The 15572-nt window shown below is 64.7% G+C and carries 7 protein-coding genes and 1 pseudogene; 5 read left to right on the forward strand and 3 right to left on the reverse strand.

Features of this window, described 5'->3' with window-relative positions:
- Nucleotides 1-163: 163 nt before the first annotated feature.
- Together TOK_RS23085 and TOK_RS34390 are read right to left on the reverse strand one after the other, a co-directional pair.
- On the reverse strand, nucleotides 164-388 hold the full coding sequence (locus TOK_RS23085) for an integrase core domain-containing protein (protein ID WP_098960098.1): 225 nt from the start codon (nucleotides 386-388) through the stop codon (nucleotides 164-166).
- 64 nt (nucleotides 389-452) lie between these two features.
- Nucleotides 453-676, reverse strand: a pseudogene (locus tag TOK_RS34390) (IS30 family transposase); the annotation flags it as partial.
- Nucleotides 677-1701: 1025 nt separating this feature from the next.
- Here TOK_RS34390 and TOK_RS23100 point away from each other — a divergent pair.
- From TOK_RS23100 to TOK_RS23125, 5 genes are all read left to right on the forward strand, one after another.
- Nucleotides 1702-4455, forward strand: a complete 2754-nt coding sequence (locus TOK_RS23100; protein ID WP_216362068.1) for a DNA methyltransferase — start codon at nucleotides 1702-1704, stop codon at nucleotides 4453-4455.
- On the forward strand, nucleotides 4452-6437 hold the full coding sequence (locus tag TOK_RS23105) for a DEAD/DEAH box helicase (RefSeq protein ID WP_098960099.1): 1986 nt from the start codon (nucleotides 4452-4454) through the stop codon (nucleotides 6435-6437). Before TOK_RS23100 ends, TOK_RS23105 begins: the two co-directional genes overlap by 4 nt.
- On the forward strand, nucleotides 6434-7624 hold the full coding sequence (locus tag TOK_RS23110) for a GIY-YIG nuclease family protein (protein ID WP_098960100.1): 1191 nt from the start codon (nucleotides 6434-6436) through the stop codon (nucleotides 7622-7624). Before TOK_RS23105 ends, TOK_RS23110 begins: the two co-directional genes overlap by 4 nt.
- A gap of 767 nt (nucleotides 7625-8391) precedes the next feature.
- A complete protein-coding gene (locus tag TOK_RS23120; protein WP_098960101.1) occupies nucleotides 8392-10149 on the forward strand; it encodes an ATP-dependent endonuclease in 1758 nt (585 codons plus the stop codon).
- A gap of 237 nt (nucleotides 10150-10386) precedes the next feature.
- Entirely contained in the window at nucleotides 10387-10917 is a 531-nt protein-coding gene (locus TOK_RS23125) for a hypothetical protein (RefSeq protein ID WP_098960102.1), read from the forward strand.
- A 72-nt stretch (nucleotides 10918-10989) separates the two neighbouring features.
- Here the strand turns inward: TOK_RS23125 and mobF are convergent, their stop codons facing one another.
- Nucleotides 10990-15414 carry a MobF family relaxase gene (gene mobF, locus TOK_RS23130; protein WP_253258579.1) on the reverse strand — a complete coding sequence of 1475 codons (4425 nt, stop codon included), beginning with the start codon at nucleotides 15412-15414 and terminating at the stop codon, nucleotides 10990-10992.
- Nucleotides 15415-15572: the final 158 nt, after the last annotated feature.

Genomic DNA, 15572 nt, shown 5'->3' on the forward strand with positions numbered 1-15572 from the left:
GGGCGAGCAGTCGATGACCGACCGGATCGTCGAGGCCTGCCAGACCCTCAAGTCCGCGGGGAGAACGGCCGGATGTTGAGCAACGGGCCACCCAGTTGAACCGCCCCGGCGTGTTCGGAGACTTTGATATGCCCCGGGCTTCCGTGGAGTCGGCTTGCTGGGTTCACGCGGTCGCTGGGGTGTGGAGCTTCTCGTACTCGATCGGTGTGAGCATGCCCAGAGCACTGTGTAGACGTCGCCGGTTGTGGAACGTCTCGAGGTACTCGAACAGGGCGTTGGCGAGCTCGATGCGAGTGCGCCAGCGGCGGCGGTCGAGCAGTTCGGTCTGGACGCGGCCCCAGAAGGATTCGATGACAGCGTTGTCGTAGCAGTCGCCGATCGAGCCCATGGACGGAACGAGCCCGGACTCTTTGGCCCGGCGGGTGAAGGCCCATGAGGTGAATTGGGCGGGCTCAATCGGTGGTCGCAACACCAGCCCGCAGTGAGCGTAGATGTTCGTCGAAGGCCTCGGCAGGTGTCTTCCAGCCAAGGATCTTCCGTGGGCGGGAGTTGACCGTGGCCGCGACCGCGGCGATCTCGTGGGCATCCCACCGCGACAGGTCGGTGGCGCGTTCGAACGCACCGGACAGCAGGAAGTGGATGTGGCGCACCACGGACGCGCCCAGGGGCTTGCAGGCGGGCGGACGGGTGCAGCGCTGGTCGCACTCGTGCTCCTGGCGAGTCCAGTGCTGTGCGCCGGCCTTCCCGGAGCAGTGTTGCCGGCAGCGGCGTAGCTCCGCATAGAAGGAGTCGAGCACCTCAGCGTCGAGCGCGCCGGCCTTCGCCTTGCCGATCAGCGGCGAGACGTGGTTGCGCATGTAGCCGCGATGTTTCGTGAGGGTGTTGGGGGCGCCGTCGAACTGGTCAAGGTAGCGCGCCAGCAGTTGGTCGACCGTCGCCGACGTCCGCGGGTTCCGCTTCTCGGCCACCTCGTTGAGGAGCCGGTCACGGATCTTCTCCGCCTCGCGCCAGGCCTTCGGCCCGGGCGGAACGACCTCGATCAGGTTATGGCGCTACTTCGTGACGGGGTCGATACCGGCGTAAACGCGCACCCCCAGGGCGCCACTCCGCAGCTCCTCGAGTTTGCCTCTGGCACGGGCCTTGCCGACCCCCGGACGTCCCGCCATGCAGGCACGATAGCGCGGTTCGTGCCACATCTGGTGCCATGCCGGGAAGAGAAACGATCTCCAGATTTAGAAATATGCTGGTCAGGCGTGGAGCCGGAGGTCGGGATCGAACCGACGACCTACCGCTTACAAGGCAGTCGGACAACGTCAACCAAGGCCGCTACCAGCAACAACAGCCACGCTCCCGTCCCCGATAGCCGCCCCCATCCGCTCTCATGGCCGCTGCTTCGCACCACGTTTGATCCCACACTCTGTCAAGCAGAGCGTGGGCGTCAATGCCGGGACGCACGAGCACCGGGGATCGGGCCGATCTCCGTCCAATGGTCCCTCACGTCCACTCCGCCGCCACCAGCAGCCCCTTCAGCGCTCGCCGTAGGCTCGCCTGCCGCCCCACACAGCCAAGGAAGCCGGGCGTCGAGGTCCATTAGCTGCACCGGAACGCGGCCAGTGGACTGTAGGTAGGACGACAGGCTCGGCGTTGGTCCCACCGCCGCCACTGCGTAGGGCGCCGCGGACGGCCCCAGACACCTCGACGGTGCCGGTGGTCGATGATGGGTTCACGATCACGAGAGGGGACCTGGTCATGGCGAGGCTCAACCTGCGGGCCGTCGAAGAGCGCGTCGCCCCCCTCGGCGGCCGCGAATCGTACGATCGCGAATTCATCTTCGACCTGCTCCTTGCCTACGGGAAGCCGCGGGGAAACGTTACGCGCCTGCGCAACGGCTCACTGAACGTCGCTGACGACAAGGCCACTGACGTCGCTCAGAAGAGCGTTGTCTACTTCAAGGAGACCACCGGCGACCCACTCGCAGTGATCGACGAGCTGAAGACCTCGCCGGCTGTCGTCCGATACCGCACCCGCTTCGTCATAGTCACCGACTACGACGAACTCCTTGCCGTCGATACCAAGACCGGCGAGAATCTGATGATCCCAATCAGGGACATCGACCAGCACTTCACCTTCTTCCTGCCTTGGGCCGGCATGGAGAAGGCCCAATACGTCAACGAGGCGCACGCCGACGTTAAGGCCGCCGAGCGGATGGGCAAGCTCTTCGACGAGTTGATCGCCGCCAATCCGGGGCTGATCGACGGGACGCGCGGCCGTCATGGGTTGAACGTGTTCTTCGCCCGGCTGCTGTTTTGCTTCTTCGCCGAAGACACAGAAATCTTCGCCGAGGGTCAGTTCACAAATGCAGTCGGCTCACATTCCCAGCCCGACGGATCGGATATGGACGACTTCCTTTCGTCCCTGTTCGCAGCTCTGGACACCGAGGACTCGGGAGCCAAACCTCACCACCTGGCCCAGTTCCCCTTCGTCAACGGTCGACTGTTCACGATGAGTCCAGAGCAGACGGTGCCTACCTTCACCAAGGCAGCCCGCGACTTGCTGATCGCTCTCGGGACACTGAACTGGAGCGAGATCAACCCCGACATCTTTGGATCGATGTTTCAAGCGATCGTTGCCCCGGGAAAGCGGTCAGACCTAGGTCAACACTACACCTCGGTTCCGAACATCCTAAAGACCATTGAGCCGCTATTCCTGGATGATCTCCGGGAGCAGTTCGACGCAGGCTTCGACTCCGCGCGGAAGCTCGAAGTACTGCTTGACCGTATCAGCTCAATCAAAGTCTTCGACCCCGCATGCGGCTCGGGGAACTTCCTAATCATCGCCTACAAAGAACTCCGGAAGCTTGAGCATGCAATCCTCGAACGTCTCGCGGACCTTGACGACAAGCACATGGTACTTTTTGCAGAGTCAAGGATCAATATCGAAAACTTCTATGGCATCGAGATTGACGACTTCGCCGTCGAGATCGCCATTCTGTCGCTGTGGATTGCAAAGCATCAAATGAACTCCGAGTTCCGAGAGAAGTTCAAGATCGCGATCCCGCTGATTCCGTTGAAGGAGATCGGCAAGGTCCACGCAGGCAACGCCACCACGTTACACTGGAATGAGATCTGCCCGAATGACGGCGGCGAAATCTACTTGATCGGCAATCCTCCATATCTTGGCAGCCGCCGGCAGTCCGCCGAGCAGAAGCGCGACCTTGCCACAATCACTTCAAAGTATAAGAGCCTCGATTATGTATCTGCATGGCTAATCAAGGGCGCCGACTACATCCGCGGTTCGTCTGCGACACTTGCATTTGTCACGACTAACTCGATCTCGCAAGGAGAGCAGGTCGGGATACTGTGGCCTCGGGTTCTTGGAGACGAGCTTGAGATCGGCTACGCTTACACATCGTTCAAATGGTCGAATCAAGCTCGAAATGCCGCGGGCGTGACGTGTGTCGTCTTAAGTCTGAGAAATTTATCTGCAAGAGAACGGTTCATCTTCACTGAAGGGATCCGCTTCGCGGCATCGCGCATCAATCCATATCTGGCCGACGCTCAAGACATCTGGATCAGCAGGAGAAGTAGCCCGCTTGCCGAGCTGCCAAAACTCGGTTTTGGCTCGATGCCCAACGACGGAGGAAATCTCATCCTCACCGACGCGGAGAAGGAGCAACTACTTGCCGCAGCCCCGGACATGGAAGTCTTCATCAAGGGATTCAGTGGCGCCGATGAATTTATCAAAGGAAAGACAAGGTGGTGCCTCATAATTCCCGATAACGCGGTTAATTCAGCATCCATGTACCCGGATATCGGTCGTAGGCTCAACGCGGTGCGCGCTCATCGAGAGAAGAGTACCGAAAAATCTACTCGAGCTAAAGCAGCCACGCCCAACCAATTCTACTTCTGGGCCCACAAAAATACCGATGCGATCATCGTCCCCTCAACATCCTCAGAGAAGCGCGAATACATCCCAATTGGCTACCTCGACAGTGGGATTGTGGCTTCAAATCTCGCGAACGTAGCGTACGGCGCCAAGCCATGGACGTTTGCGCTTCTAACCTCACGAATGCATATGGCTTGGGCACGCGCGATCGGTGGACAACTCGATACACGTCTTCGCTACACAAACACGATCGTCTACAATAACTTTCCTGTACCGTCACTCTCTGACGCTACGAAAGAGGCTCTAAACCTCGCCGCTTTGCGCGTGTTGGACGTTCGCGAGTATCATTGCGAGTACACCTTGGCAGAACTCTACGATCCAGAACAGATGCCAGAAGACTTGCGCGAGGCGCACGCCGCGATTGACTCCTTCGTCGACTCGATCTACTCGAAACGCGGCTATGAGACCGACGAGCAGCGGCTATCTGACCTTTTCGCGATGTACGACCGCATGACCGCCGACGCGGCCGCGAAGACACCGGCGAAGAAGACCAGGAGGATCGCCAAGTGAACGCGATCAAGAAGCCAGTCAACGTCGTTGATGTTACCTACGCTCGTACGGGCGGGTCGGTGAACACTGACACGATGGGCATGCGCGAGATGCAGCAACGGGTCTTCGCGAAGCGGAACGCTCAGCACCTGCTGGTTAAGGCCCCGCCAGCTTCTGGCAAGTCGCGTGCGCTGATGTTCGTGGCGCTTGACAAGCTCTACAACCAAGGGCGTAAGAAGGTTATCGTCGCGGTGCCGGAGCGGTCCATCGGAGCGTCCTTCGACTCGACAGAGCTCTCCAAATTCGGCTTCTTCGCCGACTGGGAGGTCAAGCCCGAGCATAATCTGTGTGATCCGGGCTCGTCGCAAGGCAAGGTCGGGGCTTTTATTGATTTCCTGGACAGCCCGGACGCGGTCCTGGTCTGCACGCACGCGACGCTGCGGTTCGCGTTTGAGAAGTTGGTTCCTGAGTCGTTCAACGACACAGTGTTAGCAATCGATGAGTTTCACCACGTGTCGGCCGACGTCGAGGCCAGCCGTCTCGGGGCACTGCTGCGCGATTTGATGGATGGCTCGGACGCACACATTGTGGCGATGACAGGCTCGTACTTCCGTGGTGACTCTGTTCCCGTATTGTCTGCCGAGGCCGAGGCCCGGTTCACGCCAGTCACGTTCAACTACTATGACCAGCTCAACGGCTACATGTATCTGCGCTCGCTCGGCATCGGCCACCACTTTTACCAGGGCCGCTATACCGAAGCAATCGGCGAGGTTTTGGATCTTGACAAGAAGACGATCCTTCATATCCCCAATGTGAACTCAGGCGAGTCCACTAAAGACAAGATTGAGGAGGTTGGATTCATCATCGACTCGATTGGTCTTGTCGAGTCCACCGATCCCGAAACCGGAATTATCAGCATCCGTCGCTCCGACACAGACGAGATCCTGCGTCTGGCCGATCTCGTCGACGACACAGACCAGAAGAAGCGCGCCGACACCCTGCACTACCTCTCTACCGTCGCCTCAAAGGATCGAGGCGCGGTAGATGTGATTCTCGCGCTCGGGATGGCGAAGGAGGGCTTCGACTGGCCCTACGCCGAACATGCACTCACCGTGGGCTATCGGGCCTCGCTGACCGAGGTAATTCAGATCATCGGACGCGTCACCCGGGATTCTCCCGGCAAGGATCACGCCCAGTTCACGAATCTCATCGCCGAGCCCGACGCTTCGCAGGCCGAGGTAAAGGTGTCGGTGAACAACATGCTCAAGGCAATCACGGCATCCCTGCTGATGGAGCAGGTGCTCGCTCAGAATTTCGAGTTCAAGTCCAAGCGCCCCAGCGAAGGCGAGCCGAGCCCTCCCGGCGTAATCAAGATCAAGGGCTTCAAGGAGCCATCGACCGAGCGAGTGAAGCAGATCGTCGAGACTGACCTCAATGACCTTAAGGCGACCATTCTGCAGGACGACACATTCGCAAAGGCCGCAGCCGGCTCCCTCGACCCGGAGACAACGAACAAGGTCCTGATCCCCAAGATTATCCGGGATCGCTACCCCGATCTGAACGAGTCGCAGGTCGAAGAACTCCGCCAGCAGGTCGTCGTGGACTCCGTAATCAAGAATGGCGAGGTCCGCGAAGTCGGCGATAAGCGTTTCATCAAGATGGCCGAGAAGTTCGTCAACATTGACGATATCAATATCAACTTGATTGACTCGGTCAATCCGTTCCAACGTGCCTTTGAGGTCTTGTCGAAGTCAGTCACGCCGTCAGTGCTTCGCATTATTTCTGACGCAATTACTTCTACCCGGGTGGCCGTCACCGACGAGGAAGCTGTCGCGGCATGGCCGAAGATCCAGCAGTGGGCCAAGGTAAACGGTCGCAAACCCGACGTGCGGTCGGACGAACCCATCGAGAAGCGGTACGCGGAGGTACTGCTGTTCCTTCAGCGCAAGAAGCAAGAGCGCGACGCAGCCGCCCGTGCAACGGAGATGGCGGACGAGTCGTGAGCGCCAGCGAGAGTGTCGGGCCCAGCGACATTGCCGCCCCGACCAGTATCGATTCGATCTTAGACTCCGACTTCGACGGCCTTCTCGACGGGCCGGAGAAGCTAGCAAAGGTCACGTCCGCAGTCCGCCTCGAGCGGGCTTTCCTTGAGGTCGTGGAGTTCCGGCGCACTCACGGTCGAGTCCCGAGCTCGACGACGAGGGAGATTGCCGAGCGCAAACTTGGCGCGCGTCTGGACGGCATCCTCGCGACCGACGAGAAGACTGCGGCGCTGAGGCCACTGGACGAGTTCGGTCTGTTGGACGCTCCGGAGGCTCCAGCGTCGATCGATGACCTACTGGGTGGCGACGACCTCGACTTACTCGGAGATGAGTCGGGTCTGCTGGACGTCTCGGACCTGCCGGTGCGCCGCCAGGTCCACGATAGCGGCGAAGTTGCCCGACGGGAGAGGGCGCAGGACTTCGAGAAGTTCGAGCCGCTATTCAAGCAGAAGCACGCGGAACTGCGGGCGGGCGCAAGCAAGCTTCTCCCTTACCCAGGTCTCACCCAGATCGTCGAGGGTGCTTTCTTCGTCCTCAACGGCGTCATGCTGTTCGTCGCCGAGGTTGGCGAAACCGAGTACAGGAAGACGACCGTACGAGAAAACAAGCGCGAGCGGCTACGGTGCGTCTTTGACAATGGCACCGAGTCGTCAATGTACCGGCAGTCGCTGGGGATCCGCCTGAGCGACAATGACGGGCAGATCGTCGTCCCAGTCGAGATCCCAGAGATCTTAACCGATGACCGGGTCAGCGGCTACATCTACGTACTGCGGTCGCTTAGCGACGACCCGCAAATTGCTGACCTCAAGGATCTGCACAAGATTGGATTCACCCGCGGAACCGTCGAGAAACGAATCAAGAATTCCGAGAATTCTCCGACGTATCTGATGGCCCCGGTCGACGTCGTTGCGAGTTATCGTACGTATAATCTAAAGGCATCTGCGTTGGAGAACTTACTCCACCGTGTCTTCGCTGACGTTCGCCTAGACGTAAGCCAGGTCGGCCGCAAGGGCCGCGAGTATGACCCATCCGAATGGTTCGTTGTTCGTAGAAAAGTAATTGACCAGGCGATCGACCTGATCGTTTCGGGCGACATCGTCGGATTCGTCTACGACGCCAGCGCGCAGAAGCTCGTACGCCGTGACTAATAGCTCCAGCCGGGCGAAGTTCCACGCTTCGGTCAAGTAGGCGCTTCCGGTGCTGCGACCTCGTCCAAGCGGTATGCGGCGGCTGCACCCCGTCGACCCGCCAGTCCGGGAAGATGCGGATCACCTCGTCCCGGTGGGCGGCCAGCCGCCAGCTCTGCGACGCGGTCTGCGACTTCGCCGCCGACTCCCGCCATGCCAACCCCCTGGGCCGCGCACATCTACCGCCAGGTGATTGCCCGCGGGCACCGTCACCGCACGCGGTGCGGATCCTCGCCCGCGCCTGGCTGCTGGTGATCTGGCGGTGCTGGCAAGACCAGGAGCCTTCCGACCCGGCCCGTCACCGCGCCTACCGCACCCGTCCTGGAGAACCGGCCCGCGTTGCCAGCCTGATCCCGTTCTTCGAGGGAGCGACCCGCGCCCTTGCTCGCCGCCGTTGTGAGGAGGGGTCAAACGTGGAGCGCCCGCAGCGCAGCGAGGACGAACGACGTTGACGCCGACGATCAACGGTGCACACTCCCCGGCGGGATCGACCACGGGTTGACAGGGCCTTGAGGGCCGACAGGCCCCGCCCGAAGGGCGTCCGCCATCAGTTGCTCGGCCCGCGCGGCCTTGAGCGCCCCACGTCCCCCGCCCTACCAGAGCCCGGAAGAGCGAGTACGCGGCGAATCCAGGGCAGTAGGCTTCGACAAGGCTCTTGCCGAACGCAGTGCAGAATTATTGCCCTGCTCGGAACACATCACACGACTACACGGCACCTCGGACGGGAGATGGAGAATCCATTGACTGGTTTCCCCGACCCACCCTTCAGGCTCTCGCAAGTCATCTTCAATAGCGGTCAGACGATTAGCATCCCCCCTCTTGGAACCACGATTCTTGTGGGCCCTAACAACTCCGGTAAGTCCGCCAGCCTTCGCGAGATTTCGTCGCTCGTCGCAAACTATCGACAGCCGCACGAAACATTTGCAGCGATTGACGCGGTGGTCATCGAACGCGAATCTCATGAGATTCTGAGTCCCTGGCTCACGCAGAACATGAACGTCACCGTCAACACCGATGGCCGGAGAGGTTCGACTCTCCGACCGCCGCAGTCCGGCACAGCATTTGACCTCGACGAGGTTCTCACTACTTGGCGGTCCGAACCCGCAACGGCACCGCTTCGAAACTTCAGCGAGTTCTTCGTAAAGTACCTATCATGTGAATCGCGCCTGTCATTTGAAGGGCAGACTGGGCGCATCGATCCCCTCAGTCATCCAACCACTATTCTGCAATGGCTGGTCACCACCCCCGATGCCCTCACTGCGTTTCGTCAAGCGTTCCGCGACGCATTCGGATTTAATGTAATTGTCGACTCGTGGGGGGCGAATACCCAGCTCCGTATCAGCAAGACCGCAAGGCAAGATGACTTCACAGTGACAAGTCCGGACGGAATGGTCGATAGGGCCACCGCTCAACGACTCCAGGCATTGACTGTGATCGAGAATCAGAGTGATGGCGTGCGGAGCCTCGCCACGATCCTGCAGAACATAATCGCCGGCCCACATACGTTAGTCCTTATCGACGAGCCCGAAGCGTTTCTTCACCCACCACAAGCACGGCTCCTCGGTCGCCACCTCGGCCAGTCGCACCAGCACAAGCAGCTCGTGATCGCTACGCACAGCATTGACGTGCTGGTGGGCGTCCTCGAAGCCGCGGCCGGTCCGGTGAACATCGCAAGGCTCACTCGCGATGACGACAAGACGTCGGTGAGCGTTCTCGACCAAACCGCCTTAAGGCAGCTCTGGGGCGATCCCCTGATGCGATTCTCAAGAGTTCTCGACGGCCTCTTCCACTCAGGCGTCGTCGTATGCGAGGGAGACTCCGATGTCCACTTCTACTCGACCGCGGCGGCACTCGGCCAACCGGGCGGCACCGATGCCCTGTTCACGTATTCGGGTGGCAAGCAACGTTTGCCGTTGATCGCCCGCTCACTTCGAGCAGTCAACGTTCCCGTAGCCGTAATCGCGGACTTTGACCTACTTCGCGACCGCACCACACTCAGAGCCGTTGTCGAATCACTCGGCAGCACATATTCTGAATCTCTCGAAAAGGACCGCGCAATGATGGACGCCGCGATCCGCGGCTCTGAACCCGAACAAACTGCTACAACAATGCGCGGCACTCTGGCCTCCGTCGTAGGTGATGAATCACATAAGACGGCTCGCGCCTTGAAATCCGCCGTGCAGGACGCAATGCGCCCCGCCGCAGGATGGCAATCCGCAAAGAAGAGCGGTATTACTGCAGTACCAAACGGCGATGGAACTGCGGCAGCCAAACGCTTAATGGCCGATCTAGCTAAGCTTGGAGTCTTTATTGTCCCCGTTGGCGAAGTTGAGGGCTGGGTCCCAGAGGTTGGCGGTCATGGACCTGCCTGGGTGACTTCGGTCGTCGAGCAGCGCCGGTTAACTGAAAGCTCGGCCGTGAAACCCTTCATTGACGAAGTCTTACAATTCGTACGTTCGCACGAGCCTCAGTTAGATCAATTCTGATCAATGCCCTACTCGTACTCCGCTGCCTCGATTTCGCACTGCCTCCGTTGCGGCGCGACGAACTCGATATCCGAGAAAGTCTAGGTCATCGACTCAAGCGAAGCTCGCAACTTGTCCCCCGCGTTTGTGCGAGCACAGTTGCGACATGAGGATTGACAGCGACATGTCAAGAATTCCGCTGGCGCGCGCGCTCGATATTGCCGAGATTTGTCGGCGGGTATTGGCACACTCGCGGGTATGGCGAGGTTGAGCAGTGTGCCGGAGTGGGTGCGTCTGCCGGTGCGGGCCGTCGCAAACGTCGAGTTGTTCCTGCTGGCGGAGTACCGGCGGACTCGGGCGCCGCAGGCGTTGGGGTCGTGGGTGAGCTTGTCGTGGCTGGGCGCGGGCGCCGGGGAGCGGACGCCGGGGCCGCTGGGCGAGGGACCGCCGTCGGAGGCGGTGGCGTGGTCGTCGATGCTGGTTGCGGACGCGCTCGCTGAGGGCGAGCCGTATCCGCCGTCGGGGTGGTGGGCGGCTCACGGAATCGCGCCGGAGGATCGGCTTACCCCTGAGGCGTGGGACTTGCGGGCCGGCGACAGCTATGTCCGCCACTACATGCACGGGGCGGTGGTGGCGTTGGGCTGGCTGCTCGGCGAGTTGACCGATCCGCGGCTGATGGCGCCGATCTTCGATGGCGCTGCGACACGGATTCCGGTCGCGGAGCGGGAGCTCTGCCGGGCGCGGTTGTGGGCGTTGTCCGAGAGCCCCCGCCCAGCCGCGACGGGCTGAGAACCGGCGTCCTGAAAGCGCGACGGCCGGACCTGCGGGCAGGTCCGGCCGTCGTCGCATTGGGATGTGTGGTTATTCCGGCGCCGGGTCGAGATCGTCTGCGTATTCGTCGCCAGTCCCGTCGGCGACGTCGCTCAGCTGGACGTCGGCCTGGTCGTCGGTATGCCAGCGGGTGAGTTCTGCAGCGCGGTCGGCGGCCTCGGCCTGCTCGGCCGCCTCGCGGGCTTCGATCTCCCGCAGCGACCGGGCGGCCCGAGCGAGCGACGCCGTGACGTCATCGGCGCTCGGAACCCGCACCACGTCCTCGCTCCTCGCGACGTCACCGTGCGCAGCGTCGCGCACGTCGTCGACCGCAGTCTCGACGAGCAGCGCATCGTCGATCGTGCGCTCCGGCAGGTCCGCGGCATCGACGGGCATATCGGTGAGGTCAGTGTCGGTGATCTCGCGGTGAGCGTCGTCGGCCTGATCGGCTTCGCGGGCAGCTGCCAGCCATTCCTCAGCGGTGACCTCGGGCTCCGGGACGGTGTCGGCGTGGCGGTCAGCGAGCACGAGCCGGGCCTGGTCGGCCGCCGCCCGGTTGCCGGCGGTGTGCGCGAGCCAGCGGGCGCGAGCGTCGTCGACTTCCTCCAACGTCCCGGCGCGGGTGTCGAGGGTGTCGGCCAGCACCCCGGCGTCGATGGCCTCCTGAGCCAGCCGGGCCCGCTCGGCCGGGTCCGTTGCGGCGTCGGCCTCGGCGCGGCGCAGGCTGGCGGTGCGCCGGTGGCCCTCGGCCGCTTGTCGGGTCGCGGCGAGTTCGTTGCCGACGAACCGGGGCGCCCAGGTCTCGTCGCGGGCCGCGCCGCGGATCCGCATCCGCAACTGCCCGTCTGACAGTTCCGCGGTCTCCCGGTCGATCTCGGGGCGGCCCAGGGCCTTCCACGCGCCGCGGAAGGCGGCGTAGTGCTCGATCTGGCCGGGCTTCGGGGCCCGCCCGAGCACGTCCCCCACCTGCTCGTCCTCGCGGTCGCGCGCAGCGCCGTCGTGAGCGAGTTCGCGGTGCACGGCGACGGCCGCGGCCGCTTCCTGCCAGCGCTGCCACCCTGCGGCGTCCTCGGGTGGGGCGCCGAGCGCCTCCAACGCCCATACCGGTGGGTCGGCGGCTGCGGCGGCGCCGAGCGCGGCGGCACGCTCGTCGACGACGGCGCCGAGCTGGTCGAGGTAGCGCTGATACTGCGGATCGTCGACCGTCGGCACCCGCGCCACCCACGTCTGAGCGACCGGGTCCAGCGGCAGGCCGGCGTCGGTGATGCGGGTGTGGATGACGTTGGTCAGGTTCCGCGCCCCGTCCAACGGCCGACCTTCGATCGCGGCCGCCAGGACGACACACGGGTCGTGGCCTGCCAGTTCAGCCCGGCGCAGAATGCGGGTCAGCGACGCGGCGCCGTCCTCGGCCGCGATCCGCCGCCGATCCGCCATCGACAGCACGCCGTCGGCGGTGAACTGGTCCAGCCATCCGGCGGTGCGGCCGGTCGCGGCGAGCTGGGATGCGTCGGCGAGCAGCTCCACCGCCGCGCGCAGACTCCCGACCTCGGCTGCGGAGTCCGCCGCGGCGGCGAGCGCGGAACGGGTCGCGGTCCGGTCGTCGGAGTCGAGCAGCCCGGCGAGCATCGCGACCGGGTGGCGACGCAGCGTCTGGTCGGGGCGGCCGTTGGCCGGGTCGTTGACCGCGGAGACGGTGGCGACGTGCGCGGTGTTGGCGGCACGGCCGCGGGACATGCCGACGTAGAGCGCGGCCGGGCCGGTGCGGGCGGTGACGACGGTGTGGCTGGTGTCGACCGTCACGCCCTGGGCGGCGTGCACGGTGCTTGCGTAGCCCAGGGCCAGGTGCTCCCCGACGTAGGCGGCGGGCAGCACGATCGTCTCGCCGAGCTGCTCCCCGCCTGCGCTGCTGCCGAGGATCGGCGCGACCTCGAGCGAGCCGTCCGCCCGAGTGGCGGTGACCCTGTAGGTCTCGCGGTTGATCGGCCCGCGCCGGTTGCCCTCGACACCGGCGAGGTGCCAGCCGTTGCGGCGGGCCTGGACCAGGTCCCCCACCCCGGCGTAGGTGCCCTGCAGCCCCAGCGGCACACCGTCCTCGGCGACCCGCCCGAGCCGGACCAGCCCTGCGCGTAGCTGCGCGGACAGCGTGGCGGCCTGGTCGTTGGTGTCGACCAGCAGCAGGGAACGGCGCCCGTCGAGGGTGTCGGCCAGCCACGCCGAGGCGGCGGATTGCTCGGCCGCCTCGGTGGTGCCCGCGTCGACGAGGCGGCCCTGCTCGAAGTAGTAGCGCAGCACGGACTCGTCCCCGGCGCGTAGCCGCAGCGACGCCGAGCGCTCCCACCCGGCGGTGAACCGGCGGGCCTCAGCGAGCTCGTAGCGCGCCCCGGCGCCTGCGAGCAGGTCCATGCCGCCGCCTGCGCCGACCGCGGCGAGCTGACGGTGGTCCCCCACCAACAGCAGCTTCGCCCCCGCGATGTCCACATGCGTGTGGATGGCGGCGAGGGAGGCGGTGTCGGTCATCGCTGACTCGTCGACGACCACCAGGTCCCCACTGCGCAGCGCCCACCCGGCGTCGTCGTCGCTCACGCGGGCCTCGGCGGTGGGTGCGGCGAGCCGGTCCTGGGTGGCGAGCCAGCGGGCGACGTTGCTGGAGGTCAGGCCCTCGCCGGTGAGGACGTCGGTGGCGACCTGGGAGGTGGCGAGCCCGAACACCCGCCCCGCCGGCTCCCCCTCAGCTCGGGGGGCGGTGGTCCAGCCCCGAGCGATCGCGCCGACGATGAACGACTTCCCGGTCCCGGCCGGGCCGACCAGCGACTCGATCCGGGCCCCGGAGGTGAGCACCCCGCGCACCGCGGCGGCCTGGTCGGCGCCCAGCTCGATCCCCGACTCGGCCAGCTCATCGAGGAACCGGCGGGCCTGCTCGCGGGGCAGCGCCGTCGCCCCGCCCTGGGCGGTCGCGGCGACGAGGAACCGCTCGGTGCGCACCTGCTCCGGAGTGGCGTAGAGCCGCCCGCCGGGCTGCTCGTAGGCCGAGTCGCCGTTGGCCAGGCGCAGCGCGTCGGGCATCGCGTCGGCGGCCGGGCGGGCGGCATCAAGTGGAGTCGCCGCGGTCAGGGCCTGGGTGGTGAGCTGGTCGAGTAGCCGGCCGACGTCGGCGCCATCGGGAAGCCCGAGGTAGTCCGGCAGCGCGGCGTTGATCGCCCTCGTAAGGTCGGAACGGGTCCAGCCTGCAGACCGGGCTTGGACGTCGGCGAGCGCGGTCTCGATCACCGCCGACGGCGACCACACCTGCGCTGTGAGCGCGCCGTCGTCGCGGGCGGCCAGGGCGTCGCGGGCTACCCCGGCCAGCCCGCCCGCGACCTCGGCCCGGAGTTGGGTGTCGACGCGGGCCAGGAGCTGCTCGCGGGTGAGGCCCTCGTGCGACTTCGCCCGCCGGGTCGCGAACGTGGCCTGCCGCGAGAGGCGGTCGCGTTCCAGGTTGTTCGGGGCCCGCCCGAACTGGGTCTCGAACGCCGCGATCAGCCGCTCGGCCTTCGCCGTCACCGCCCGGCGCCGCGAGGAAATCAGCGCCATCGCGGCCGGGTCGACGCCTACGGCCTCGCGGGCCTTGCCGTCCGGGCGGGTCGCGAACCGCAGTCCGAGCGCGTGGGTGATCCGCTCCTCCGTCGTGCGTTCCGCGACGGCTCCGGCGGCGGCGCGCCACCGATAGAGGCTGCGCCCGTCCAGGGTCCGCCACTGCCCGTCGGGGCCCTGGACGCGGTTGAGGATCGGGTTGTGGATGTGCAGCTGTGGGTCGTGGTCGCGCGAGTCGTGCTGGAAGAACGAGGCGACCACCCACTCGTGCGCGTCGACATAGCGGCCGGCGGCGCCGCCGTGGTGCCCGACCCGGGAGTACCCGGCCCGCTCCGACAGGTAGCCGAGGGCGGCGTTGTTGCCCGCCCAGATCGCCTCCTCCACCGCGGCCCGGTACTCCCCCCACGCCGCCGCCGCAGTCTCGTCCCCGCGCGCGCTGGCTTCGACCTGTTCGGCCTCGAACGCGGTGTGCAGCAGCGTCACGCTCTTCGCCACGCTGAACGTCACGTCGTAGAACGCCACGTTCCGCCGGGCGGCCTTCCCGGCTTCTGTACGCAGTTCAACCCGGCGTTCAGCGCTCGCGTTCGGCTCGCGTTCAACCGCCGCGGCGTACAACTCGTCCTCCGATTTGTACGACCGGCTGGTGTGCCCGAGCGTGGGCAGCTCGCCCCACTGGGTGGGATCGTTGAACCCCTCCGCGCGGGGGTCGAGGAACCGCTCGTAGACCGCCCGCATGTCCTGCGCCTCGACCAGCCCGGCCAGGCCCAACCGCTCGGCCCCGGCACCCCACCAGCGGCCCGGAGGCTCACCCTCGGCGACCGCACCGGTGTAGTAGTTCTCCCGGCCGGTGGCGACCTGCTTGAGCAGGTACTCCGGGCTGTAGCCCGACGACACACTCAGCACCACGACCACCCGCCCGAGGCGCCGGAGGACTCGCCTTCAAGATCCACAGCGTCGTGGGTCGTCCGCTGACGGCCGGAGGCCGGCGCGGCCCCTCGGATCGTGATGCATAGGTGTGATGGCTTTGATCTTGTAGCTGTTGGGTCTGTTTCGGTGGCTTTGTC

Origin of the sequence: Pseudonocardia sp. N23 (genome assembly GCF_002583555.1) — a bacterium.
Taxonomy (GTDB): domain Bacteria; phylum Actinomycetota; class Actinomycetes; order Mycobacteriales; family Pseudonocardiaceae; genus Pseudonocardia.

Excerpts from the sequence above, each read along its gene's own strand:
- TOK_RS23085 (WP_098960098.1), bottom strand. The coding sequence starts at position 388 with ATGGGCTCGATCGGCGACTGCTACGACAACGCTGTCATCGAATCCTTC.
- TOK_RS23120 (WP_098960101.1), top strand. The coding sequence starts at position 8,392 with ATGGAGAATCCATTGACTGGTTTCCCCGACCCACCCTTCAGGCTCTCG.
- TOK_RS23125 (WP_098960102.1), top strand. The coding sequence starts at position 10,387 with ATGGCGAGGTTGAGCAGTGTGCCGGAGTGGGTGCGTCTGCCGGTGCGG.